Annotated in this window: 21 protein-coding genes and 2 pseudogenes; 11 read left to right on the plus strand and 12 right to left on the minus strand. The window is 71.1% G+C overall.

Annotated elements, in window-relative coordinates; translation table 11 throughout:
• Positions 1 to 166: 166 nt before the first annotated feature.
• Positions 167 to 2,035: a LuxR family transcriptional regulator AbsR2 gene (locus tag ACYVO6_RS38445; protein ID WP_461069651.1), complete on the plus strand. Its 1,869-nt coding sequence runs from the start codon at positions 167 to 169 to the stop codon at positions 2,033 to 2,035.
• 35 nt (positions 2,036 to 2,070) lie between these two features.
• On the opposite strand, the gene ACYVO6_RS38450 is transcribed toward ACYVO6_RS38445, so the two are convergent.
• Positions 2,071 to 4,674 (minus strand): CHAT domain-containing protein, encoded by a 2,604-nt coding sequence (locus ACYVO6_RS38450; RefSeq protein ID WP_461069653.1) that lies wholly within the window; start codon positions 4,672 to 4,674, stop codon positions 2,071 to 2,073.
• A 132-nt stretch (positions 4,675 to 4,806) separates the two neighbouring features.
• On the opposite strand from ACYVO6_RS38450, the gene ACYVO6_RS38455 reads away from it, so the two are divergent.
• From ACYVO6_RS38455 to ACYVO6_RS38465, 3 genes are read left to right on the plus strand one after another with little or no spacing between them, the layout of a single operon-like run.
• A complete protein-coding gene (locus ACYVO6_RS38455; protein WP_461069655.1) occupies positions 4,807 to 6,252 on the plus strand; it encodes a S8/S53 family peptidase in 1,446 nt (481 codons plus the stop codon).
• Positions 6,249 to 6,923, plus strand: a complete 675-nt coding sequence (locus ACYVO6_RS38460; protein ID WP_461069657.1) for an RNA polymerase sigma factor — start codon at positions 6,249 to 6,251, stop codon at positions 6,921 to 6,923. The genes ACYVO6_RS38455 and ACYVO6_RS38460 overlap by 4 nt, the downstream gene beginning before the upstream one ends.
• On the plus strand, positions 6,920 to 7,402 hold the full coding sequence (locus ACYVO6_RS38465) for a hypothetical protein (protein ID WP_461069659.1): 483 nt from the start codon (positions 6,920 to 6,922) through the stop codon (positions 7,400 to 7,402). Before ACYVO6_RS38460 ends, ACYVO6_RS38465 begins: the two co-directional genes overlap by 4 nt.
• 36 nt (positions 7,403 to 7,438) lie before the next feature.
• Here the strand turns inward: ACYVO6_RS38465 and ACYVO6_RS38470 are convergent, their stop codons facing one another.
• On the minus strand, positions 7,439 to 7,657 hold the full coding sequence (locus ACYVO6_RS38470) for a hypothetical protein (protein WP_461069661.1): 219 nt from the start codon (positions 7,655 to 7,657) through the stop codon (positions 7,439 to 7,441).
• A 148-nt stretch (positions 7,658 to 7,805) separates the two neighbouring features.
• Here ACYVO6_RS38470 and ACYVO6_RS38475 point away from each other — a divergent pair, with 148 nt between their 5' ends.
• The 3 genes from ACYVO6_RS38475 to ACYVO6_RS38485 all read left to right on the plus strand — a co-directional run bounded on the left by ACYVO6_RS38475 (position 7,806) and on the right by ACYVO6_RS38485 (position 9,373).
• Complete coding sequence (locus ACYVO6_RS38475; protein ID WP_461069663.1) at positions 7,806 to 8,267, plus strand: TIGR03668 family PPOX class F420-dependent oxidoreductase; 462 nt, start codon at positions 7,806 to 7,808, stop codon at positions 8,265 to 8,267.
• 96 nt (positions 8,268 to 8,363) lie between these two features.
• A complete protein-coding gene (locus ACYVO6_RS38480) occupies positions 8,364 to 8,783 on the plus strand; it encodes a CBS domain-containing protein (protein WP_461069665.1) in 420 nt (139 codons plus the stop codon).
• 44 nt (positions 8,784 to 8,827) lie between these two features.
• The gene (locus tag ACYVO6_RS38485; protein ID WP_461069667.1) at positions 8,828 to 9,373 is read left to right on the plus strand and encodes a DUF6886 family protein; all 546 of its coding nucleotides are present in this window, start codon (positions 8,828 to 8,830) and stop codon (positions 9,371 to 9,373) included.
• A gap of 29 nt (positions 9,374 to 9,402) precedes the next feature.
• Here the strand turns inward: ACYVO6_RS38485 and ACYVO6_RS38490 are convergent, their stop codons facing one another.
• Together ACYVO6_RS38490 and ACYVO6_RS38495 are read right to left on the minus strand one after the other, a co-directional pair.
• Positions 9,403 to 9,768, minus strand: coding sequence for a cupin domain-containing protein (locus ACYVO6_RS38490; protein WP_461069669.1), 366 nt, complete (start codon positions 9,766 to 9,768; stop codon positions 9,403 to 9,405).
• 114 nt (positions 9,769 to 9,882) lie between these two features.
• Positions 9,883 to 10,350 (minus strand): MarR family winged helix-turn-helix transcriptional regulator, encoded by a 468-nt coding sequence (locus ACYVO6_RS38495; protein WP_461069671.1) that lies wholly within the window; start codon positions 10,348 to 10,350, stop codon positions 9,883 to 9,885.
• 191 nt (positions 10,351 to 10,541) lie between these two features.
• Between ACYVO6_RS38495 and ACYVO6_RS38500 the strand changes: the two genes are divergently transcribed.
• From ACYVO6_RS38500 to ACYVO6_RS38510, 3 genes are all read left to right on the plus strand, one after another.
• On the plus strand, positions 10,542 to 11,510 hold the full coding sequence (locus tag ACYVO6_RS38500; RefSeq protein WP_461069673.1) for an alpha/beta hydrolase: 969 nt from the start codon (positions 10,542 to 10,544) through the stop codon (positions 11,508 to 11,510).
• Positions 11,511 to 11,582: 72 nt separating this feature from the next.
• Positions 11,583 to 12,074 (plus strand): peptidylprolyl isomerase, encoded by a 492-nt coding sequence (locus ACYVO6_RS38505; protein WP_461069675.1) that lies wholly within the window; start codon positions 11,583 to 11,585, stop codon positions 12,072 to 12,074.
• Between the two features lie 175 nt (positions 12,075 to 12,249).
• The gene (locus ACYVO6_RS38510; protein WP_461069677.1) at positions 12,250 to 12,627 is read left to right on the plus strand and encodes a DoxX family protein; all 378 of its coding nucleotides are present in this window, start codon (positions 12,250 to 12,252) and stop codon (positions 12,625 to 12,627) included.
• 91 nt (positions 12,628 to 12,718) lie between these two features.
• Here ACYVO6_RS38510 and ACYVO6_RS38515 read toward each other — a convergent pair.
• The 7 genes and pseudogenes from ACYVO6_RS38515 to ACYVO6_RS38545 form a co-directional block, all read right to left on the minus strand.
• A pseudogene (locus tag ACYVO6_RS38515) lies at positions 12,719 to 14,091 on the minus strand (carbohydrate-binding protein).
• A gap of 146 nt (positions 14,092 to 14,237) precedes the next feature.
• Positions 14,238 to 15,902: an alkaline phosphatase D family protein gene (locus ACYVO6_RS38520; RefSeq protein WP_461069679.1), complete on the minus strand. Its 1,665-nt coding sequence runs from the start codon at positions 15,900 to 15,902 to the stop codon at positions 14,238 to 14,240.
• A gap of 108 nt (positions 15,903 to 16,010) precedes the next feature.
• Positions 16,011 to 16,631, minus strand: coding sequence for an L-threonylcarbamoyladenylate synthase (locus ACYVO6_RS38525; protein ID WP_033319247.1), 621 nt, complete (start codon positions 16,629 to 16,631; stop codon positions 16,011 to 16,013).
• An 86-nt stretch (positions 16,632 to 16,717) separates the two neighbouring features.
• On the minus strand, positions 16,718 to 17,392 hold the full coding sequence (locus ACYVO6_RS38530) for a lytic polysaccharide monooxygenase auxiliary activity family 9 protein (RefSeq protein ID WP_461069681.1): 675 nt from the start codon (positions 17,390 to 17,392) through the stop codon (positions 16,718 to 16,720).
• Positions 17,393 to 17,547: 155 nt separating this feature from the next.
• The gene (locus ACYVO6_RS38535) at positions 17,548 to 18,432 is read right to left on the minus strand and encodes an ABC transporter ATP-binding protein (RefSeq protein ID WP_461069683.1); all 885 of its coding nucleotides are present in this window, start codon (positions 18,430 to 18,432) and stop codon (positions 17,548 to 17,550) included.
• Positions 18,429 to 18,899 (minus strand): annotated as a pseudogene (locus ACYVO6_RS38540) (oligopeptide/dipeptide ABC transporter ATP-binding protein); the annotation flags it as partial. The pseudogene ACYVO6_RS38540 and the gene ACYVO6_RS38535, both read right to left, overlap by 4 nt.
• A gap of 55 nt (positions 18,900 to 18,954) precedes the next feature.
• Entirely contained in the window at positions 18,955 to 19,869 is a 915-nt protein-coding gene (locus tag ACYVO6_RS38545) for a DUF2199 domain-containing protein (RefSeq protein WP_461069685.1), read from the minus strand.
• 360 nt (positions 19,870 to 20,229) lie between these two features.
• On the opposite strand from ACYVO6_RS38545, the gene ACYVO6_RS38550 reads away from it, so the two are divergent.
• A complete protein-coding gene (locus tag ACYVO6_RS38550; RefSeq protein WP_461069687.1) occupies positions 20,230 to 20,763 on the plus strand; it encodes a polysaccharide deacetylase family protein in 534 nt (177 codons plus the stop codon).
• A 309-nt stretch (positions 20,764 to 21,072) separates the two neighbouring features.
• Here ACYVO6_RS38550 and ACYVO6_RS38555 read toward each other — a convergent pair whose 3' ends face one another.
• Complete coding sequence (locus tag ACYVO6_RS38555) at positions 21,073 to 21,807, minus strand: FadR/GntR family transcriptional regulator (RefSeq protein WP_461069689.1); 735 nt, start codon at positions 21,805 to 21,807, stop codon at positions 21,073 to 21,075.
• Positions 21,808 to 21,973 lie beyond the last annotated feature (166 nt).

Below are 21,973 nucleotides of genomic sequence, written 5' to 3' on the forward strand. Positions count from 1 at the left end.
TCGCCCTCCCCCATGAAGGCGACGTCCTCGACCGCTCCCCCGGGTGCCGGAAGGTGGTCTGCGGTCTGCGCACAGGATGCCGCCTGCCGCCTGCCGGGCGCCTGAGTCGCGGGGTACTCAAGTCACCCTGTATCAGGGATGAGTAGCCCGGCTCTTCTTGTACGTGATGACTTACGAACGGGACGCGAAGACCCTGGAACTGCCCTGGCCGTTCACCGGACGCGAAGGCGAACTGGACCTGATCCGCAGGTCACTGACCGCCGGACGGCACGGCATCGTGGTGACGGGCCCCGCGGGCTGCGGCAAGACCCGGCTCGTCACTCAGGCCGTCCGCGACACCGGCTGCGCGAAGGTGACGGGGACGCCGGGGATCCGGCAGCTGCCCTTCGCCGCGTTCGCGCACCTGCTGCCGGAGCCGGTCTCCCTGCACCGCGCCGTCCAACTGCTCGCGGATGTACGGCTGTTGATCGTCGATGACGCGCATCTGCTGGACGACGCGTCGGCCGCGCTGGTCCACCAACTGGCCGTGCACGGACGTACCCGACTGATCGTCGTCGTGACGGACGGCGAGCCGGTCCCCGGCGCGATCTCCCGGCTGTGGACCGGAGAGCTGCTGCCGCGCCTGTGCCTGGAACCGCTGCCACGTGAGGACCTGGCACAGCTCGTGGCAGCGAGCGCCGGCGGTGCGGCGGAGCCGCTCACCGTGAACCGGCTGCACCGGCTGTGCCAGGGGGATCTGCGGCTGTTGCGCGCAGTGCTCGGTGCGCTGCGCGACCGCGGACTGCTGACCCGGGTGTCCGACGCGTGGGCCTGGCGGGGCCCGGTGCCGGTGACCGCGGCCCTGCGCGAACGGACCGCGCAGGCCCTCGACCGAGCCCACCCCGACGAACGGGCGGTCCTCGAACGGCTCGCGTTCAGCGAACCTTTGCCCCTCGATGTCGCCGAGCTGGACCTACGGATCCTCGAACTCCTCGAAGCACAGGGGCTGGTGGCCATCGACGACCACTCGGCGGTCCGCCTCACGCACCCCCTGCACGGCCCGGTGCTCCGCTCCGAAGCCGGACAACTGCGGGCCAGGCGCCTGACCCGTACGCCGTCCCGGTGCGACCCGGCCCTCGACGCGGAGGGCGCCACGTTGACGCAGCGGGTCGAGCAGGCAGATGTACGGGACGTGCCGACCCCGATCGGGGACTGGCTGACCGGGGAGGGCGCGGACCCGGACAGCTCGGTCCCGGCCGGGTACGCGGTGGTGCGCGCCCGGTACGCACGGCTGCGCGGAGAGCTGCGCGAGGCCGTGGCGTGGGCGCGGGAAGGCATGCGGGCGGCTCCGGACGACCTGGGCTGCCGTGCCGAACTGGCCGTGGCACAAGCCCAGTTGGGCAACGCGACGGCCGCTCGCGAGACGCTCGGGGCGCATCCGTCGCCAGGCCGGGCGGACACCTGGCTGAGGGCCGCCCGAGGTGACACCGCCGGAGCACTGGAGTCGATCACGGGAGACGACGCCTACGCCCTGTACGACGCGGTGCGCCTCGGCGAACCCGCCCTGGTCGGGGACCGGTTGGCCCGGCTTCCCGGTGAACCCGCGGCCCTGCTGGCCCTGCACGCGGACGCCCTCGCCCGCGGTGACGGCCCGGCCCTGGACCGAGCCGCCGAACGCCTGGAACAGCGCGGCTTCCTGCTCTTCGCCGCCGAAGCACACGCGCAGGCCGCGTCGGCGCACCACGACCCGCGCGCCGCCCGCATGTCCCGTACGCGCGCCGTCACCCTGGCCCGGCGCTGCCAGGGAGCCCGCACTCCGGCACTCTCCGGCCTGGTCCTGGGCGAACTCACGGCCCGCCAGCGGCAGATCGTCACCCTCGCCGCCGCCGGCCTGAGCAACCGCGAGATAGCGGAACAACTGACCTTGTCGATCCGCACGGTCGGCAACCACCTCTACAGCGCCTACACCCGACTCGGCGCCGGCGACCGCGAATCCCTGCCCTCGCTCATGCACGCCCCGGAGGTGGCGGCAATGCCGGCCGCACGGTCGGCGTGACACGTGCTCGGCGCGCCGCGCGCCGTGGAGGGGCTTCAGGCCGCCCCGAACGCCGTGAACGCCCACCCCGTCGCCTGATGCACCGCATCGCCCGGCAGTGCGGCGCGCGCGTCGCGCAGGGACTCGGCCAGGGAGAGGCCGGAGCTCAGGCCCTTGTGCAGGGCGAGCATCAGCGGCACCACCATGGCGTCGTTGACGGGCGCGCTGCTCGCCACGATGCCCGCCGTGCCCAGTGGCAGCATGGCCGTGACCAGGCCGAGCACTTCGTCCGCGCCGACCGACGCGAGCCGGGCGGTGTCGCAGCTGGACAGGATGATGCGGTACGGGCTGCGGTTGAGGCGTTCGAAGTCGTGCACGATGAGCGGGCCGTCGGCCATCCGCAGGGACGAGAAGAGGGGGCTGTCCGCGCGGAACGTACCGTGCGCGGCGATATGGGCGAGCACGGCACCGTCGAGCGAGTCCAGTACGCGCGGCACCCGCGCCTCGTCGCCTTCCAGCACGGTCGTGTCGCCGTAGCGGTCGGCGAGTTCGGGCACCTCCGCGCCGCCGGTCGCAAGGCCAGGACCGCGGACCAGTACATGCCCTCCATCCGGCGGCGGTTCAGTCTCCACGGCCCGCAGCCAGCTGCTCGCCGACGGCGAGACGCTCACCACACGCTCGCGGAGCGAGGGCAACAGCGCCCACGGCACACGGTGCAGCCTGGCCGGCGGCACCACCACGAGCGGACCCGGGCCCAGGTGGGAGACGGCCGCGCCCAGCAGCAGTTCCTCCAGCTGCCGCCCCGCGGCCTCGAGCACCTGGAGCCTGCCCTCCGCCCCGGGATGGGCCAGCCGCCGCAGCCCGGCCTGCACATGCTCGGCCTCCGCCAGCGCGTCCGCGAGCAGCCCGCCCTCAAAACGCCGTACGCGGCCCTCGCCGCAGAGCAGCACCTGAACCCGGCCGCCCAGCTCGGCGATCTCGACCAACTGCCCCTCGCCCAGCCGCTCCAGCAGCCTGCCGGGATCGAACCGGTGCCCGTCGCCGGACACCGCACCGCGCATACGCAGCGTCCGGGACCGTATCTCCCGCTCCAGCCGCCGCTGTTCACGCTCCAGCGCCGGCACCGGCCGCCCGTCCACGCGGGCCGCCTCCGCCCGGGCGGCGATCTCCCGGAAGGCGGTGAGATTCCGCGACAGGGCCGGATCGGCGGGCGGCCGGGTCGGCGGAGCCGAGAGCACCGTGGCTCGCCAGCGCTCGCTCCACACCAGCAGCCGCCGCGGCCCGCCGGAGACCAGGCTGGCTCGCTGCGCCAGCGCGGCGAGCTCCGCGCCTTGCGCGGTCGCCCGGGCGCGCAACTCGGAGGCACCGAGCGTCATCCGGTGGTCGTCGAGCACATCGAGCCCGCGCCGGCAGGCCTCCAGTACGCCCCGGCTGGAACCGGCCGCCTCGGCCCGCAGCGCCTGCGCGGCCCAACCCGTCATCCGCGCCCGCGGCGGCCCGCTGCGCCGGCTGCGCGCGGCCGCACCCAGATGCCGCTCGGCATCGGCCCGCCGGCCCAGGCGCAGCGCGATCCGCCCCGCGAGCAGCGACGCCTCCGGCGCGGCCGGCGAGCCGCATTCCGTCAGCCGCTCGGCCACGGCCGCGGCATCGGCGACCATCCGCCCCGAGGCACGCCCGGCCGCCAACCGGGCCTCGATCAGTACCAGTTGGGCGTGCGTCTCCCACCAGGCGCGACGCTGGCCCGCGAAGAGGCGTACGGCATCGGCCGCCCGGGCGATCGCGGTGTGCGGATCGCCCGCGAGGCGGGCGGCACGGGCGGCGGCCAGCAGCAGCTCCGCCTTACGGGTCGTCTGGCCGCCGATGCGGTCGAGCACACCGATCGCCGCATCGGCCTCGGCCAGCGCCTCGGGCGCGAGACCGGCGGCCATCAGGACCTCGCAACGCCGGATGTAGAACACGAACACCGGGGTGCCGAGCTTCGCGTACCGCTCCTCGGCCTCGTCGAACAGACGCAACGCCGCGGGAATGTCACCCGACCGGAAGGCCGCCAGCGCCCGGCTCTCCACAACATCGGCCTTGTCGTGCTCCTGGCCGGTGGTGTCCCACAGCCGCTCCGCCGCCGTGAAGTCGGCCTCCGCCCGCTCCACCGCGCCCAGCGCCAGATGCACGGTGGCACGCAACGTCAGGGCGCGCGCCGTCCAGATCACATCGCCCGCCTGCCGCAGCACGGGCGTCGCCCGGCGCACATCGTCCAGCGCCTCACGATGGTGCCCCAACACCCACCACACGTACGCCCGCCGGTACAGGACGCGGGCGCGAGTATGCCCCGTGCCCCGCGCGACGCCCCGCTCGAACGCGGCAAGACCCTGCCGCGTACGACCGGCGTGGACCAGCGCCACCCCGAGCGTGCCGAGGACATCCGCCTCCCGGTCGGCCGAACCCGACCGTGCCGCGAGATCACGGGCACGCCGCAGATGCCGCAGCGCGACCCGCAGATCACCGAAGTCCCGCTGCCACATACCGATCACGTGATGGGCGACAGAGGCGTGCAGCGGCGAAGGATCGGTGTCGAGCACCGCCTGAGCCCTCGCCAGCGCGTCGCCCGGGCGGGCGAACACCATCGGGAGCAGCTCGAAAATCGGGTCGCTTCCGGCTGTCACCCAAAGGATGGTAGGGCTCCGGGCAGTACGGCAGACAGGTATGACGCCGAATCGGTCATCACGGCTGCTGTATCAATCAGCCATCACCCGGCTCTGATTGACGACCCGTCGACCGAAGGGGAGGGACACGCCATGGCACCACAGCGATTCCAGGAGCAGTTCGACCAGGTCCGGCGCGCGATGCCGGACGTCCCCCTGGCGATGGGGCCGGACGACTCCGCCGAGTTCTTCTACGAGCAGGGGGTCGTCCTCGCCCGTGACGGCGAGGACGCACGGATCGTCGAGGACACCCTGCGGGCACGGTCCGCCGACATCCCGGGCCTCAGCGCGGACAGCGTCCGCAGGGCAGGACCGGAGACGAACCGGTCGGGCATCACCCGTATCCAAGTGGGCGACCCGGCACCAGGCATCCGATCGGGATCGGGCGACCGCGCCGTCGCGGGGGCGCTGCGGGCCATGCGCGAGGCGGAGGGCCGGGCCGAACGCCGGCTGGTGAGCCGCAACCACGTCGTGACGATCGCGGTCAACGCCTGCCCCGGCGACGAACCCGTGCCCGCCCAGCCCACCGTCACCGCCAACCCGACGCCGGCGGAAATGGCGTACGTCCCGGAGACCGCCGTCGGCGTCCTGGTGATCGACACCGGACTCATGCACGACTACCGGTCGTACCCCCTGCTGGCGCACGTCCAGGGCGACGGCGCGCTCGCCGAGACCGACGACCAGGGCTTCCTCAAGCAGTACGTCGGCCACGGCACGTTCATCGCGGGCCTCGTCGCGGCGGTCGCCCCCAACACCGACATCACCGTACGGGGGACCCTGGGCGATGTCGGCGCCATCCTGGAGTCCGAGTTCGGCGACAAGCTCTTCGAGGCCGTCGACCAGAACGGCTGGCCCGACCTCATCAGCCTCTCCGCCGGCACGTCGAACGGCAGCACCGACGGTCTGCTCGGCCTGGAGCGCTTCATGGAGGAACTGCGCGACCAGCCCCGTACGCTCCTGGTCGCGGCGGCCGGCAACAACGCCAGCGCCACCCCCTTCTGGCCCGCCGCCTACGCCGACGTCCCCGGCTACGAGAACGCCGTGCTGTCGGTCGGAGCGCTGCGCGGCGACGGCGAGTTCGGCGCCTGCTTCAGCAACCACGGCTCCTGGGTGAAGATCTACGCGCCGGGGGAGCGGCTGACCAGTTCGCTCACCGGCTTCGACACCCCCGTCCCGTACCTGTACCAGCACTCCACGTACGACGCCTGCCGGCACGGCTTCGCATACGCCTGCACCTGCCAACACCCCCAGCACATCGGCGTGTTGAGCGAGGAACAGCAGCCCACGCCCGCCAAGCCGGAGCAGGTGATGTTCGAGGGGCTCGCGCAGTGGAGCGGAACCTCGTTCGCCACCCCGGTGACCGCCGCGATGATCGCCGCCCATATGACGGCGCACAAGGAGAGCGACCCCCGGGCCGCCCGGCGGCAGCTGCTGTCGGCGAACCGCGACCACGCGGAGGTACGCGGCGCCGTCGTGCCCGCGCTACGCCCGCCGACCTGGAGCCCGGTCCCGGTCGCCACGCCCTCCGCGACGGCATGACCTCCTGCTCGGGCCCGGTGCTCTTGTCCCGGATCACGGTCGGAATCCCCCACTCCGCGGCGTACGATGACTTGCCGTACACGAGGGGTGGGGCCGTGGATCGTGATGCTGTCGGTGCGCTCGTCCAGTCCGCCGCCGACGGGGACGCGGCGGCCTGGAAAGCACTGGTGGACGGGTTGAGCCCGCTGGTGTGGTCGGTCGTACGCGCCCACCGGCTCTCCGACGCCGACGCGCACGAGGTGTACCAGACCGCCTGGTTCCGCTTCGCCCAGCACCTTGGGCGGATCCGCGAACCGCACAAGGCCGGGTCCTGGCTCGCCAGCACCGCGCGTCACGAGTGCCTGAAGGTCATCAAGAGCACCAGACGGCTGACTCCCACGGACGATCCCCAGGTACTCGACGGGATCAGCGAGGACCGTACGCCCGAGCAGACGCTGATCGAGTCCGAGGAGGCCGCCGCGGAGGCGGAACGCATTCGCCGGATGTGGCAGGAGTTCGAGGAACTGGGCGACCGCTGCCGGGAGTTGCTCCGCGTCCTGATGGCCTCCCCGCCGCCCAGCTACCAGGAGGTGTCCGGCGCGCTGGGCATCGCCGTGGGCAGCATCGGACCCCTGCGTCAGCGCTGCCTGCGGCGGCTGCGTGCGCGTCTGGTCGCCCGGGGGGTGCAGTGAACGACAACGTTGGCAACGACAGCTTCGATGAGGCCGCTCAGGACGACGCTCTCGAGGAGGAGCTGCGCCAGGCCGCCGCCATCCTGGACCCGGTGCCCGCCGAGCTGCGGCACCTCGCCGTCGAGGCCTACGCCCTGCACTCGCTTCGCGATTTGGACGCACAGCTCGCCGAGTTGACATTCGACTCGCTCGTCGACGCCATCCCGGTCCGGGGTGCGGACGTGCCCAGGATGCTGACCTTCAGCACGGGGGATCTCACCGTCGACATAGAGGTGACCGCCGAGGGGCTGACGGGCCAGGTGCTGCCGCCGCAGCCCGCCCGGATCGAGATCCTGGGCACCGCGCAGCCGACGGCAACCGGCACGGTCACGGCCGACGAGATGGGCCGCTTCCTCTGCGAACTGCTCCTCACCGGCCCGTTCGCCCTACGGCTGCGGACCGACGAGGAGGTCGTGGTGACGGAGTGGCTGCGCGTCTGAATCCGGCGCCCGGGTGCTGCGTCCCCGTCGTCCCCGTCATTCCCGTCCGGCGAACCACCCCTGCGAACCGGACGGCTGGGAAGGGGAGTTGGAGGCGGGAGCGGTGGGAGAGCCGAGTGGTCGGCCGACGGGTGAGGGTCCCCCGTCGGCGATCCAGCCGAGTTCGCTCTGGAGCCGGCGGGCTTCGCTGCGGACCTGGAGCGGAATGTCGCCGCGTTCGGAGATCAGTTGGTCGTAGATCGGTGCGTCGTGCACGAGCGGTGCTTCTCCTCAGGTCGGTACGTCACCCCAACCGTAAGGCCGCCCCGTCCCCGCGTCGGACGTACCCCCGGCTCGGCCAGAACCAGAACCCGCGCGACCATGGACGGACACCGAGCCGAACAAAGCCGGACGGAGGCTCCTCATGCCGGTCATGGACGAGGCTCAGGCGCGGCGGCGGTTCGCCGAGGCCCCGGTGGCACGCCTGGCGACCTCGGACGCCGAGGGGCGCCCGCACCTGGTGCCGCTCGTGTTCGCCCAGCACGGCGACGAGATCGTCACCGCCATCGACTGGAAGCCGAAACGGCCGGGCCGAGTGAAGCGGCTGGACAACATCGCCGCCCACCCGGAGGTCTGTCTGCTGGTGGACGCGTACGACGAGGACTGGGACCGGCTGTGGTGGGTACGGGCGGACGGCACCGCCCGGGTCGTACAGCCGGACGCTCCGGAAAGGGACGCGCGCGACGAGTACGCGGCCGCGGTCGAGCTGCTGCGCCAGAAGTACGCCCAGTATCGTGGGCGGCCCCCCGACGGGCCGGTGATCGTCATCTCCGTACGACGGTGGCACGGCTGGCGCGCCCGGTCCGATGACGCGACCGGCCGATGACAGGGCACGGGAGCGTGCTTGGAGGCGGATCCTGCGGGTACTGGGTCGGTCCAGCGGCGGCTGGGGATGTCGCCGCCCGTTCACCGGAGGACAGCGATGGCTCAGAAAGTCCGCGAGATCATGACGAGTGCCCCCGTCGCGGTGGGCACGCGTACCGCGGTCAGCGAGGTCGCGCACCGGATGCGTGACGAGAACATCGGCGCGGTGCTGGTCGCCGAGGGCGACGAACTGCGCGGGCTGGTCACCGACCGGGACCTCGTGGTGCGTGTACTCGCCGAGGACAAGAACCCCGCCGACACGACCGTGCAGTCCGCGTGCAGCCCGGAGCTCGTCACCGTCACCCCTGACGACGAGGTGGGCCGCGCCGTGCAGTTGATGCGCGAACACTCCCTGCGTCGGCTTCCTGTCGTCGAGGGCAAGACCCCCGTGGGCATCGTCGCTCTGGGCGACCTCGCCATCGAGCGGGACCCGGAGTCCGCCTTGGGCGACATCAGCGCGGCCGCCCCCAACGAGTGACGCGCGACCGTCCCTGGGCGGTGGCTCTGCGGTAAAACCAGTGCATGCGTCCACGACCTGGAGAGGTACTGCACTTCTCGGAAGACTCCACGATCACCGAGTTCCGCCCGCACGTCGCCGCCACTGCCCAGCAGACGGAGGCCTACGTCTGGGCCGTCGACCATGGCCGGGCGCCCGACTACTGGTTTCCCCGGCAGTGCCCGCGCGCCATGGCCTGGACCGTGCCGAGCACATCGCCGTCCGACCGGGAACGCATCCTCGGTCCGGGCGGCGGCGAGCGCGTGCACGCGATCGAATACGGCTGGGTCGAGCGGTTCCTGAACGTCCAGCTGTTCGCCTACCGATTCTCCGCCGCCGCCTTCCGGCCGTTCGGCGATCCGGTACCGCACGCCCTCGTGGCGAGCGAGCCCGTCGAACCGCTCGGCCCGCCCGAGCCGGTCGGCGACCTGCTCCAGCTCCACCGGGACGCCGGAATCCAGCTGCGGGTACTCGACAACCTCTGGGATTTCTGGGACGCCGTGATCACCAGCACGCTGGGATTCAGCGGCATCCGCCTGCGCAACGCGACGACCAGACCCGTACGCAACTGATCGCGTGACTGATCCGGGACCGACGCGGGCTATCCCTCCTCCGCCTTCGCGTACTCCTGGGCCATGCCGCCGGCGAAGTCGTACGCGATCACTGCTTCGTCCCCCACGACCCAGGCGTCATGCCCGGGCGGGACCACGAAGACATCACCGGGGCCGACCTCGCTCTCGGCGCCGTCGTCCATGCGGACGCGCAGCCGTCCCTGGACGACATAACCGTTGTGGTGGACCTGACAGCTCTCGGTCCCCGCGATCGGAGCCACGGACTCGGACCAGCGCCAGCCGGGCTCGAAGGTTGCCACGGCGAAGTCCAGCCCGGTGAGGTGGACGGCTTCGAGGTGGCCCCTGGGGAAATCGCGCCGCTCATCCGGCTTTTCGACCGTCTTGACCTCGATCATCGTGCTTCCCTCCACTCTGGCCGCGGCCGGCACTCTCGCGGGCCTCCACTCCATCGTCTGCCTGTCAACCGGGGGCCGCCATTTGAGGGACCGGCGAGGATGCCCCTGTGGATGTCAGTCCTCGGAGACGTTCGCGGTGAGCAGGCGGAGCAACTGCTTGGCCATGGCGTCCTGTTCGCGGGTCAGGCCCATGGCGTCACCGATGGCCACGGGCACGGTGCCGGCCCGTTCGCGAAGGCGCACGCCGGTCTCGGTGAGACGAATGGCGACGGAACGTTCGTCCTCCGCACGGCGCTCGCGGCGGATCAGATCGTGCGCCTCCAGGCGCTTCAGGAGGGGAGAGAGGGTGCTGGATTCCAGCTGGAGCGCGGTCCCCAGGTCGCGTACGGAGACCGCGTATCCGGCGTCACGTTCCCACAGCACGAGCATGACGAGGTACTGCGGGTAGGTGAGCCCGAGCTCGTCCAGCAGGGGCCGATAGCGTGCCGTGACCGCCCGCGAGGCCGCGTAGAGGGCGAAGCAGAGCTGGTCGTCCAGGAGCAGGGAGCCCTCCTGCCTCGGTTCTGCCCTGGTTGCGGTCATGGTCTCGCTCCCTTGTTCTGGTCCTGTGCCCTGCACGAGGACGTCCACCCTAGCTTTCACGTTCCCTCGATTGTATCGAGCACTAATAAGTTGTGCACGACTAAATGGCGCGCTACTCTCATGTTGTGCCGCCGCTCCCCAGCGCAGACCGCCTCCGGAGCGTGCGCGGCATCCGATCCGAGGAGACCGCCATGACCGAGAACGCCGGCCCCCGCCCGGTCCTGGAGCCCGCCGCCCTGTCCTTCGCCGAGGCGACCGCGAACCCGCCGTACCTGTTCGACCTCGGCCCGGCCGACGGCCGCAAGGCCGTCGACGAGGTGCAGTCGGGCGACGTCACCAAGCCCGCCGTCGACGAGGAGTGGGTCGTCGTGCCGGGCGGCCCCACCGGCCAGGTCCGTGTACGCATCGTGCGACCCGCGGGAGCGGGGGGCGTCCTCCCGGTGATCGTGTACCTCCACGGCGCCGGCTGGGTCTTCGGCAACGCCCACACCCACGACCGCCTGGTGCGCGAACTCGCCGTCGGCACCGGCGCCGCGGTGGTCTTCCCCGAGTACGACCTCTCGCCCGAGGCCCGCTACCCCGTCGCCATCGAGCAGAACTACACCGTCGCCCGGTGGATCGTCAGCGACGGCGCCGCCCACTCCCTCGACGCCACCCGCATCGCGGTCGCCGGCGACTCGGTGGGCGGCAACATGGCCGCCGCGCTGACCTTGATGGCCAAGGAGCGCGGCGACGTGCCCCTCGTCCAGCAGGTCCTCTTCTACCCGGTCACCGACGCCGCCTTCGACACCGGCTCCTACCAGCAGTTCGCCGAGGGCTACTTCCTGCGCCGCGACGCGATGCAGTGGTTCTGGGACCAGTACACGACGGACGAGGCCCAGCGCGCCGAGATCACCGCCTCCCCGCTGCGCGCCACCACCGAGCAACTCGCCGACCTGCCCCCGGCGTTGGTCATCACCGCCGAGGCCGACGTCCTGCGCGACGAGGGCGAAGCCTACGCGGGCAAGCTCCGCAAGGCCGGCGTCCCGGTCACCGCGGTTCGCTACCAGGGCATCATCCACGACTTCGTGATGCTCAACGCCCTCGCCGACACCCATGCCGCCCGCGCCGCCATCGGTCAGGCCATCAGCACCCTGCGCACAGCCCTCGGCACTTCCTGACGCGACACCGCTCGGGCCCCGAGACCGGGGCCCGAGGTGTGCGGCAGCGGGTGAAGATGTGAGGATGAAGCCATGAGCAACGTGTACTTCGACATCACCATCAACGACCAGCCCGCCGGGCGGATCGTCTTCAAGCTGTACGACGACGTGGTCCCCGAGACCGCGCGCAACTTCCGTGAGCTGGCCACGGGCGAGCACGGCTTCGGCTACGAGGGCTCCGTCTTCCACCGGGTGATCCCCGACTTCATGCTCCAGGGCGGTGACTTCACCCGAGGCGACGGCACCGGCGGCAAGAGCATCTACGGCAAGACGTTCTCCGACGAGAACTTCAAGCTGAAGCACACCAAGCCGGGACTGCTGTCCATGGCCAACGCCGGGCCGAACACCAACGGCTCGCAATTCTTCATCACGACGATCGTCACGGACTGGCTGGACGGCAAGCACGTCGTCTTCGGCGAGGTCGTCGAGGGCATGGACGTCGTCAAGGCCGTCGAGGCCCAGGGCTCCCGCTCCGGCGCGACCAGGGTGCCGATCAAGATCGCGAAGTCCGGCGTCGTCGCCTAACCAACGGTGGACTACAAGCGCCGCGGTGACCTCCGCCGACTCCCAGGGGCCGGCGGAGGGACGCCGTGTCGGGACTCAACCGCCTGACAGGGCAAGGGACTTGGCGCCGCAGGCGTTGCGCGGCAGCGCCTGCCCTCCCGTAGCGTTGCGCCGTATCCACGACTACGGAGGCACGATGGCCCCTTCCCGACGCTCGCCGCTCATGCTCGCCGGTCTCCTCGCCACCGCCGGCGTGACGCATTTCGTCGCGCCGAAACAGTACGACGCGACCATCCCCCGCATGCTGCCGGGAACCCCCCGGACGTGGACCTACGCCAGCGGCGCCGCCGAACTGGCCCTGGCGGCCGGACTCGCGCATCCCCGCACACGACGCGTCGCGGCACAGGCCACGGCGGCGTTCTTCGTCGGGGTGTTCCCGGCCAATGTGCAGATGGCGCTCGACTGGCGGCACCGCCCCACTGCCCTCAGGTCCGCGGCCTTCGGCCGCCTGCCGCTGCAGATCCCTCTCGTGCTGTGGGCCCGGGGCGTCGCACGCGGCACCCGACAGGGGTGAAACTCGAGCGGAGTGCTCAGCGCGGCGCGAGGCCCAGGACCGGAACCTCGCGCCGCACAAACCTGATCAGCCGTCAGGTTCGTCGGATTCGTTAAATCCGTTGCCACAGAGCCGGAGTGCTCGCAGGCGGCCACGCCGTCTGCGCCTGATGCGCCTGAAGGCACTTGTAGGTGACGCCGCCGTAGGTCACCTCGCTGCCGACGCCGTAGACCTGGCCCGCGGCCCAGGTACCCGTCGGCTCGGCCGGGACGCCGCCGGGAGTGCCCGTGGCGCTCGTACTGGTCGTGAGGACGAGTCCGTACGTCTCGAGCAGCGGGTTGACCGGCTGGTAGTAGGTCGTCCCGCCGCGCGTGCAGTCGCCGGAGCCGCCCGAGAGGACACCCTGAGCCTGGGTGCCCGAGGCGAAGGAGCCGCCGGAGTCGCCCGGCTCGGCGCACACCGTCGTCTCGGTCACGCCGTCGACGGTGCCCTCCTCGTAGCTGACGCTGGTGTCGTGCTGCTCGATCCTTCCGCAGTGCCAGCCGGTGGTGGAGCCGGACCGGCAGATCGCGGCGCCCACCAGAGCCTGCACCGAGCCGGTGACCTGGACGTTCCTTCCTCCGTCGGCCTTGACGTCGGGGGTCGCGGTCCAGTCGTCGTTGACGCGCACCCAGGCCATGTCACGGCCGGGGAACGTGGAGGCTCGGAAGCTTCCCTGGTCGACCCCGTTGTAACCGGTGGTCCTGTCGTCCGGTCTCCCGCAGTGGCCCGCGGTGGCGAAGCCCTACTGCTCGTCCATGGTGACGGAGAACCCGACGGAGCACCGGGTCTGCTCCTCGATGTTGTGAAACGCGTCGCCGCCCCGGATGTCGTACAGCCACGCGGACGGTCCGCCGACACCTTGACGCCCACGAGCTTCCGGTCGACCCCGGCAGCCTTGACGAGCGCGTTCGCGGCGGATCGGCTGGTCGCCTGCACCGTCACCTGGTTCGCCCGGATGTCGACGTACCGGACCGGTGTGTCGAGCGGCTTGGTACGGGCCGCGGCGGCGTCCAGTTTCACCTTGGCAGCCCTGAGGTCGTCCAGCGAGACCTTGGCGACCGCGGCTTTGGCGCCGCCGGCCTCGATGACGGGGACGTCCGCGACGTCGGTGGTGGCGACGGTGAGGTCGGCGGAGGTCGCGCCATGCAGCCAGGCGCCCGCGAAGCGCTCGCCCAGAGCGTTCTGGAGACGGCCGGCGCGCGTGCCGGCCTCCGCCTCGTTCACCAGCCGCGTCTTGGCCTGCGTCTCGGTCAGGCCCAGATCGCGCCGCAGCGCGCGCAGTACGTCGGCCGACGGCTTGTGCGCGCCCAGCGTCTCGGCGGCGGACGTCGTGGTCGTCGGTACGGGGGGGCTCGGCCGCCACGGCCGCGGGCGGCCTGTCAGCACCAGCGTGCCGAGCACGGTCAGGGCGGCACAGCCTGCTCCGACGGGTCGAAGGACCATCAAGGTGTCTCCGGGGGTTCGACGGTGAAAGGGCATCAAATCCGTAGGTCTTGCCGCAACCGGCGCAAAAGATGTCCAGCTCCTCGCCTCTTTAGCCGAACAGGGAACGGGGTTACGGGCCGCACCCGTACGCTCTGGCATCGGCTTCACGCGGGCTCGAGTCTCGGATCGCCCGCCTCGGTCACGAAGGACGCGGCCGTTGTGATGGGCGCACCCGGCGTGGTCACGGCGGACACGGTCCGGAAGTCGGCCCGCGCCGCCGCACGTCCCAGCTCGATCCGCACATAGCCGCGCCGCCCGTCGTAGAACCGCAGATGCGGATTGGCCCTGGTGTACGTGTCCCAGTTGGCGGGCCTTTCCACGCCGTCCCTGCCACTGGCGACGGACGTGGTGACGAACTCCGTGCCCAGGGTCCTGGAGGCCGGGTTGTCGAAGTCTTCCTTGATGTCGAAGGCGTAGCCCACGTGGGCGTCACCCGCGAGGACCATCAGGTTCTGGATCCCGGCCGACTTCGCCCCGGCCAGCACCCGCTCGCGTGAGGCTCGGTAGCCGTCCCACGTGTCCATGGACACCACCGCCGCTGGGTTCAGATCGAGTTTGCGCTGGGAGAAGCACACCTGCTGGGGCAGCACGTTCCACAGGGCGTTCGAGGCATGCCAGCCGTCGATCAGCCAGCGCTCCTGTGTCGCCCCGGTGATGGTGCGCGCCGGGTCGTCCGACTCGGGTCCTGGCACGTGCGGCATATCGCCGTACGCCTGGTCGGAGCGGTACTGCCGGGTGTCGAGCACGTCGAACTGGGCGAGCGTGCCCCACTGGAGCCGGCGGAAGAGCTGGAGATCGGGCCCCTGTGGCAACTGGGCGCCGCGCAGCGGCTGGTTCTCCCAGTACGCCCGGTAGGCGGCGGCACGGCGCAGCAGGAACTCCTCGGGCGGACTGCCTTCCTCGTCGACGGCGTCCGCGTAGTTGTTCTCGGTCTCGTGGTCGTCCCAGGTGACGACGAAGGGATGCGCCGCATGGACCGCGCGCAGATCCGGGTCGCTCTTGTAGAGCGCGTACCGCAGCCGGTACTCCTCCAGGGTCCTGGCCTCGCGGTTGAACAGCTCGGGCAGCTGACGGTCGGTGTACTGGCGGGCCCCGCCCGCGGAGTTGACGGCGTACTCGTACAGATAGTCACCGAGATGGAAGACCACGTCGACATCGTCCTCGGCCAGATGCCGGTGCGCCGTGAAGTAGCCGTCGTGGTAGGCCTGGCAGGAGACGGCGGCGAAGGTCAGCGCCGAGGCGGCGGCAGTGGTGGCGGGTGCCGTGCGGGTACGGCCCGTCTCGCTGATCCAGCTGCCGGTCCGGAAGCGGTAGTAGTACTCCCGGCCCGGCAAGAGGCCGTCGACGTCGACGTGCACCGTGTGGTTGTACTCGGGGTGGGCCTGGGCGGTGCCGCGTCGGACGGTCAGGTGGAAGTACTCGTCGGCGGCCACCTCCCACTGGACTTCGACCCGTTGCTGCGCCAGTCCGCCGCCCGGCTCGTACGGAGCGGGCGCGAGCCGGGTCCACAGCAGTACGGAGTCGGGCAGCGGGTCTCCGGAGGCGACGCCGAGCGTGAAGGGATCCTCGGAGATCCTCGCCGCATCGAGCTCGGCGGCGCCCGCCGCGCCTGTGGCCGGCAGATGGGTGGCGAAGGCGAGAACGGCTGCCGCGGCGGTGAGGTCGAGAAAACGGCGCCGCCCGAAGTGCCGGGCGGCGCTGCGCAGTTGGGGGTCGTGCAGGGAAGACGCGTGCTGGAGCGGTGGTCTGTGACGGCCTGTGGGGTTCATCGTCCGCATATTAAACGGACAAAGATCACAATTCCGGCAGGCGCAAGCCTGTACATCCCTCGTGCCGTCCTTCTTCGTGGAACTCCCGCGCGGCCGTCGTCAGGCGCGTCACTCGAAGCGCGCGGTGTCGCCCGCTCCCTTGCGTACGATCTCGGCCTCGCCGCCCGAGAAGTCGATGACGGTGGTCGGCTCGGTGCCGCAGTCCCCGGAGTCGACCACCGCGTCCACGACGTGGTCGAGGCGCTCCTTGATCTCCCAGCCCACGGTCATGGGCTCCTCCTCGTCCGGCAGCAGCAAGGTGCTGGAGAGCAGCGGCTCACCCAGCTCGGCGAGCAGGGCCTGGGCGACGGTGTGATCGGGGATGCGGACTCCGACCGTCTTCTTCTTCGGATGCAGCATCCTGCGCGGCACGTCCTTCGTCGCGGGGAGGATGAAGGTGTAACTGCCGGGCGTGGAGGCCTTGATGGCGCGGAACACGTCCTTGTCGATGTGCACGAACTGGCCGAGCTGCGCGAAGTTCTGGCATACGAGTGTGAAGTGGTGCCGGTCGTCGAGCTGCCGGATGGACCGGATCCGGTCGATGCCGTCACGGCTGCCCAGCTGGCAGCCCAGCGCGAAACAGGAGTCCGTCGGGTAGACGACCAGGGCACCTGAGCGGATGCTCTCGGCCACCTGGCCGATGGTGCGCTGCTGGGGGTTGTCGGGGTGCACGTCGAAGTACTTGGCCATCTGCCGAGCTTATGCGCTTGTCCGGTGAAGCTTGCGCAGGCCGGGTGTCCCGCCGGACGCGGTGCGTCCGGCGGGACGGCGGTGTGTCAGCGGAAGTTCACGTCGCTGCACAGGAAGTACGTCTGGTCCATGTGCGAGGCCTGCCAGATCGTGTAGACGACGTGGCGGCCGGTGAGGCCCGAGGTGCTCACGTCGATCGAGTAGTTCTGGCTCGGGGCGTACTCGCCGGTCCGGGCGACCAGTTGGAGGTCGTTCCAGGTCAGCGGCTGGGTGGTGGGGTCGAAGCCCTGGCGGGTGACGTAGACCAGGAAGTAGTCCGCGCCATGGCTGGCCTGGTCGTACAGCTCGATGGTGAAGTCGCTGCCGATGTCCGTGGTCTGCCAGGCGCCCACGGTGTCCAGGGAGTTGTAACGGCCGCCTTCGGTCTGGCCGCCGCTGCACAGCTGCCCGTCGGGGACGACTGCCTGGAAGTCGCCGGCGGAGCCGTTGCGGTACAGGCCGTTCCAGTTCCACATGGCGTTCGGATCGTCCTGCCAGGCCTGCCAGCACATCGGGTCTTCCTGCGCCATGTCCGGGTTCTGGAAGTCGTCGCCCCAGCGGTCCCAGCAGCCGTAGTTGCGGGACGCCGGGTCGATGACGGAGCCGTGGGCGGCGGCGGTGCCGCTCCAGGGGATGAGGCAGAGCAGGGCCGCGGTGAGGAGGCTCAGGGCGAGTGTCACCCGAGGCCGGGCGGCTAACTTGGTGCGATCATGACAAGACACGGGCTCCTTCTTTCCGAGATGGTGAATTCCGGTATGGGAGCGCTCCCGCATCCTCCAGATTCTTCCTCGGTCAACAGAGCCGCAACGTTCGATTGCGCCACTTCTGCGCCCGCTTCCACGCCCCTGATGGCGCGTTCGATGCATTCGACGGGACGTCAGTCCGCCCGCGACGCTTCGGCGAGTTCGCCGCGCAGCCGTACCGTCTGGGCGGGGTCCCAGCCCTCGCGTGGTACCGAGGAGAGCAGGAGCCGGGTGTACGGGTCCGCCGGGGCGTCCAGGACGCGGGCCGTCGGGCCGGTCTCGACCGTGCGGCCGCGTCGCATCACCAGCGTGTCGTCGGTGATGTGCCGTACGACGGCCAGGTCGTGGCTGACGAAGACCAGGGCCACCCCGGTCTCCTGGCGGATATCGGCGAGGAGCCGGAGGATCTGCGCCTGGATGGACACGTCCAGCGCCGCCACCGCCTCGTCCAGAACCAGCACCTGGGGATCCACGGCCAGCGCACGCGCGATGGCCAGCCGCTGACGCTGCCCGCCCGACAGTCCACGTGGCCGGGCATCGGCCTCCCGCTTGCCCAGGCCCACCTGATCGAGCAGTTCGCCGACCCGCGTCACGGCGGCCTCACCCTCGTACCGGCCGTGCAGCCGCAATGCGCCGTGCAGGCACTGACGTGCCGTCAGGCGGGGATCCAGGGAGACATACGGATCCTGGAAGACGATCTGGATCTCGCGGGCGCGGCGCAGTCGTGCCGCCCTGCCCCCGCCCGGCCGACTCAGCCCGGGCAGCTTTCCGCCGCCGCGTTCCCCGGGTGTCCGCTCCCGGCCGTTCACGGCGATCGTTCCCGCGTCCGGCCGTACGAGGCCCACCAGCATCCGGGCCACCGTGGTCTTTCCGGAGCCGGACTCGCCGACGACACCCAGCGAACCGCCGGCTGCCACGGAGAACGAGACGTCGTCCACGGCCGCCGTACGGCCGCCGCCCGGGAGCGGATAGCTCTTGCACAGGCCCCGTACGACGAGTGCGGGTTCGGGCTCGGTCATGCGCTGCTCCTCGCTACGAGTTCCAGACGGCGGCAGGCTGCCGATCCGCTCTCCGCCGATGCGCCGCCGTCGCCGAACGGGACCGCCACAGGCGTCCAGCTCTCGCACTCCTCCTCGGCGCGCGGGCAGCGCGGGGCGAACGGGCAGCCGGTGAAGGTGTCGGACAGTGACGGCGGGCGGCCGGGGATGGGGCGCAGTTCACGCTCGTCGCCCAGCGCGGGCGAGCAGTCCAGCAGTCCGCGGGTGTAGGGATGCCGGGGGTCGGCGAACAGGCCACGGGCGGGCTGGTGCTCCACCACGCGGCCCGCGTACATCACGTACACGCGGTCGCAGTAGGCGGCGGCGAGCGGCAGATCGTGGGTGATGAACAGCGTTCCGAGACCACTGCCGGCCTGCCGCCGCTCCTCCTGGATGCCGCGCAGCAGGGCCAGCACCTCCGCCTGGGTGGTCGCGTCCAGCGCGCTCGTCATGACCAGCCACCCGACAGGCGCTGAGGCCGCCACGTGCCGTGCAGCGGGCGGCTCACACCTGCCGGTCTTCTCTCTCGTCCGGTGCGCTTCGGCGTGCCGAGCGCCACACGTGCTGGGCCCACACCAGGTCCTCCTGCTCCCTCCACCGGCAGACGATCCCGGCCGCGGTGCCGTCGGCGTGGACCGTGAACCCGTACAGCTCGTGCCGCTCAGGCTCGGTGAGCCAGAAGGCGTGCCGTATCCCGTCGGGCAGCTGTTCGGTCAGCTGCTGTTCGCGCGGGACGGTGGGGGCGGTTTCCAGCAGCGAGCCGAGGAATTCCACGGGGCTGCGGCCGGCGTCGTCGGTGAAGAGGCCGGCGAACACGATACGGTCCGGCCCGCCGAACTGGGAAACGCCGTCGACGACGCGCGCCTCCAGCCCGGGGGACCGTTCGACGGACCAGTGGTCGTCCAGGTCCGTACGGACGGCCACAGGCAGGGCATGGCCGAAGCAGCTCAGGACCTGGTGACGGTCCCAGGGGCCGGCCAGGACCTTCCGGAGCATGGGGTGGGCGCTGTCGGCGACGTACGGGATCTCGTCGGGGTCGCGGACCTCGACGGTGGCGGCGGCGCCGAGCAGGGCGTCCCCCCACGGGTTGATCGCGTTGGCCAGCGTCCCGCGCAGTGTGAGGGCCGCGTAGCCGGGCTTCTCCCAGAGGGTGTGGGCGTGCTCCAGGTCGGAGGCGCCGATCTCCAGCCAGGTGCCCAGGACGAGCTCGATGCCGTTGGTGAGCCGGACCGGCAGCAGGCAGCGTATGAAGGAGCCGACGCCGTCCACCCGCAGGAGGGCGCCGACACCGACCTCGTGGCGCGCTTCCTCGGACACCGCCAGTGCGGCATCCGGCAGCCCGAACCGGGCGTCGATCCGCTTCTCGTCGGGTGAGGGCGCTCCACAGCAGGAACAGGCGGGGGCAGGGTAGGAGATCACGCCACGCAGCCTAACGTGGCCGAAATTTGCTCAGCGCCTGTCGGATGGGGACCGGGCCGAGGCTGTGATCATGGCGGCGTAATCAACCGGCCACCCGACAGGCTCTCAGCCCGGCACCGGCCCAAGACCCTCTCGCTGGAGACGTACGCCATAACCCGCGGCGTCCCGCGCCTCCTGGACGCGTACGGGCTCCCAGCCACCTGATTCGTTCCCGAGCACACCGCGCTGCGCCACACCGACGCGGTCCGCCAAGTCGCCGCCGCGGGACACGAGATCGCCGCGACCGCGCCCCCCGTCCCCGGCGGAACGCCCACCCCGGACATCCGGGAGACCTGGTCCCGCACCGCCGACCTGCTGACGATGGTGACCGGCGCCAGGCCGACCGGGCTGCGCGCCGCCCCGGGCCCCATGGGCGACGGGCACACCGCGCTCCTCGACGAACTGGGCTTCGGCTGGTCCTCGTCCACGCACGGCGACGACCGCCCCCACCTGCTGTGGACCGCCGGACGGCCCACGCCCGTCGTGGAGTTGCCCTGGCAGTGGGAGTACGCCGACCACCCCTACTTCCTCTTCAACGGCGCCCCGGTCGCCTTCCCTCCCGCCGAGTCCCGCATCGCCGCCTACCAGGACGTCCTGAACGACTGGAAGGACTCCTTCGACGCCTACCGCGACTACGGCCTGTGCTGGGTCCTGGCCCTCGACCCCCAGTCCATCGGCAAGCCGGGCCGCGCCCTGCTGCTCGAGGAACTGCTGGACCACGTCCGCGCACAGGGGGACGTCTGGTTCGCGACCGGCCGGGACGTGGCGGAGCACTGGCGTCGGGTGGCCGATCCGGGGACGGGATCGGAGGGCCGCCCCGAGAGCGTGAGAGCTGCTTGGAATGAGGGAGTTTGACGGCCAGGATCTAGTGACCTGAGTCTCGACAAAGAGATCCCCGCGGACCTTCAGGTGCATCTGAACCGGGACAACTACACGACACACAAGACCCCGGCGGTCAAGCAGTGGCTGCCGGCGCATCCCCGTTTCCACCTGCAGATGCTCTTGGCGAAGAAGAGCCGGGGCGCGGGGCGTGCGCGGCGGACGCGCGGCCAACTCGTCTCCGGGCCACCACAGTTGGTTGTCGCGTCGATTCCCTCTGGCCGGCCGGCCGGCCCGCCCCGTGACGGGCGCCGCGGGGTACGGCCTGCCGACGGCCGGGTGCCATCAGCTCAGGGCGCCGTCAGCCTCGTCGTTCTTCTCCCGGCCTTGGGCGCCCTCCTCCACCGGAGGCATGAAGGCCCGCAGCCACCGCTCCGTCTGGGTGACGTGGGCCTCGGCCGCGCCCGCGGCGGAGCCAGGGTCGCGGTCGGCGATCGCGGTGGCCAGCACGCGGTGGTCCGCGTCGCTCTTGCGCCGCAGCTCGGGGCCCTCAGGGAGGGTGAAGACCTGGTACTTGCGGGAGCGGGCGCGGAAGACCGCGAGCAGGGAGGCCAGGGTGGGGTTTTCGGCGGCCCGGGCGATCTCCGCGTGGAAGCGGTGGTCGAGCTCCGAGGCCTCGGCGGGGTCGTCGGTGGCCTCCATGGCCTCGATGAGCGAGAAGAGCGTCCGCACGGTCTCGGGGGTTCGGCGCGCGGCGGCCTTGGCCGCGACATGAGCCTCCAGGACCCGCCGGATCTCGTACACCTCCAACAGGCCGGGCAGCGGCAGGAGTTCGAGGGTCAGCGAGAGGCTGCCGATGACGTCCTCCGGCCTGAGCTGGGAGACGTAGGTACCCGAGCCGTGCCGCGGCTCGATCACTCCCAGGGCCGCGAGCATCCGCACGGCCTCACGCAACGATCCCCGCGAGACGCCGAGTTCCTCGCCGAGCTCGGCCTCGGGCGGGATGCGCTCGCCCGCACCGAGACGTCCCGTCGCGATCATGTGTCGTAGGCCGTGGAACGCCTTGTCGACTGCGGACATTCGACTCCTCCCTGACGGACCGGCGGCATCACCGAAGCCCTCGTGCACTGTACCGAGTCATCAGATGTCTTGTATGTATCGGCCAGGATTCATCTGATGACTTTCGCCTGCCTGAGCCTTGCAGGCGCGAAAAGGCCATGCCAGGATGCCGAGTCATCATACGTAT

Source organism: Streptomyces pseudoechinosporeus, assembly GCF_054783935.1.

Coding starts and splice junctions, on each gene's coding strand:
- ACYVO6_RS38445 (WP_461069651.1), top strand. CDS start 167: ATGACTTACGAACGGGACGCGAAGACCCTGGAACTGCCCTGGCCGTTC.
- ACYVO6_RS38455 (WP_461069655.1), top strand. CDS start 4,807: ATGGCACCACAGCGATTCCAGGAGCAGTTCGACCAGGTCCGGCGCGCG.
- ACYVO6_RS38550 (WP_461069687.1), top strand. CDS start 20,230: ATGGTGACCGGCGCCAGGCCGACCGGGCTGCGCGCCGCCCCGGGCCCC.
- ACYVO6_RS38500 (WP_461069673.1), top strand. CDS start 10,542: ATGACCGAGAACGCCGGCCCCCGCCCGGTCCTGGAGCCCGCCGCCCTG.
- ACYVO6_RS38510 (WP_461069677.1), top strand. CDS start 12,250: ATGGCCCCTTCCCGACGCTCGCCGCTCATGCTCGCCGGTCTCCTCGCC.
- ACYVO6_RS38520 (WP_461069679.1), bottom strand. CDS start 15,902: ATGAACCCCACAGGCCGTCACAGACCACCGCTCCAGCACGCGTCTTCC.
- ACYVO6_RS38535 (WP_461069683.1), bottom strand. CDS start 18,432: ATGACCGAGCCCGAACCCGCACTCGTCGTACGGGGCCTGTGCAAGAGC.
- ACYVO6_RS38555 (WP_461069689.1), bottom strand. CDS start 21,807: ATGTCCGCAGTCGACAAGGCGTTCCACGGCCTACGACACATGATCGCG.
- ACYVO6_RS38525 (WP_033319247.1), bottom strand. CDS start 16,631: ATGGCCAAGTACTTCGACGTGCACCCCGACAACCCCCAGCAGCGCACC.
- ACYVO6_RS38475 (WP_461069663.1), top strand. CDS start 7,806: ATGCCGGTCATGGACGAGGCTCAGGCGCGGCGGCGGTTCGCCGAGGCC.
- ACYVO6_RS38495 (WP_461069671.1), bottom strand. CDS start 10,350: ATGACCGCAACCAGGGCAGAACCGAGGCAGGAGGGCTCCCTGCTCCTG.
- ACYVO6_RS38485 (WP_461069667.1), top strand. CDS start 8,828: ATGCGTCCACGACCTGGAGAGGTACTGCACTTCTCGGAAGACTCCACG.
- ACYVO6_RS38490 (WP_461069669.1), bottom strand. CDS start 9,768: ATGATCGAGGTCAAGACGGTCGAAAAGCCGGATGAGCGGCGCGATTTC.
- ACYVO6_RS38505 (WP_461069675.1), top strand. CDS start 11,583: ATGAGCAACGTGTACTTCGACATCACCATCAACGACCAGCCCGCCGGG.
- ACYVO6_RS38480 (WP_461069665.1), top strand. CDS start 8,364: ATGGCTCAGAAAGTCCGCGAGATCATGACGAGTGCCCCCGTCGCGGTG.
- ACYVO6_RS38460 (WP_461069657.1), top strand. CDS start 6,249: ATGACCTCCTGCTCGGGCCCGGTGCTCTTGTCCCGGATCACGGTCGGA.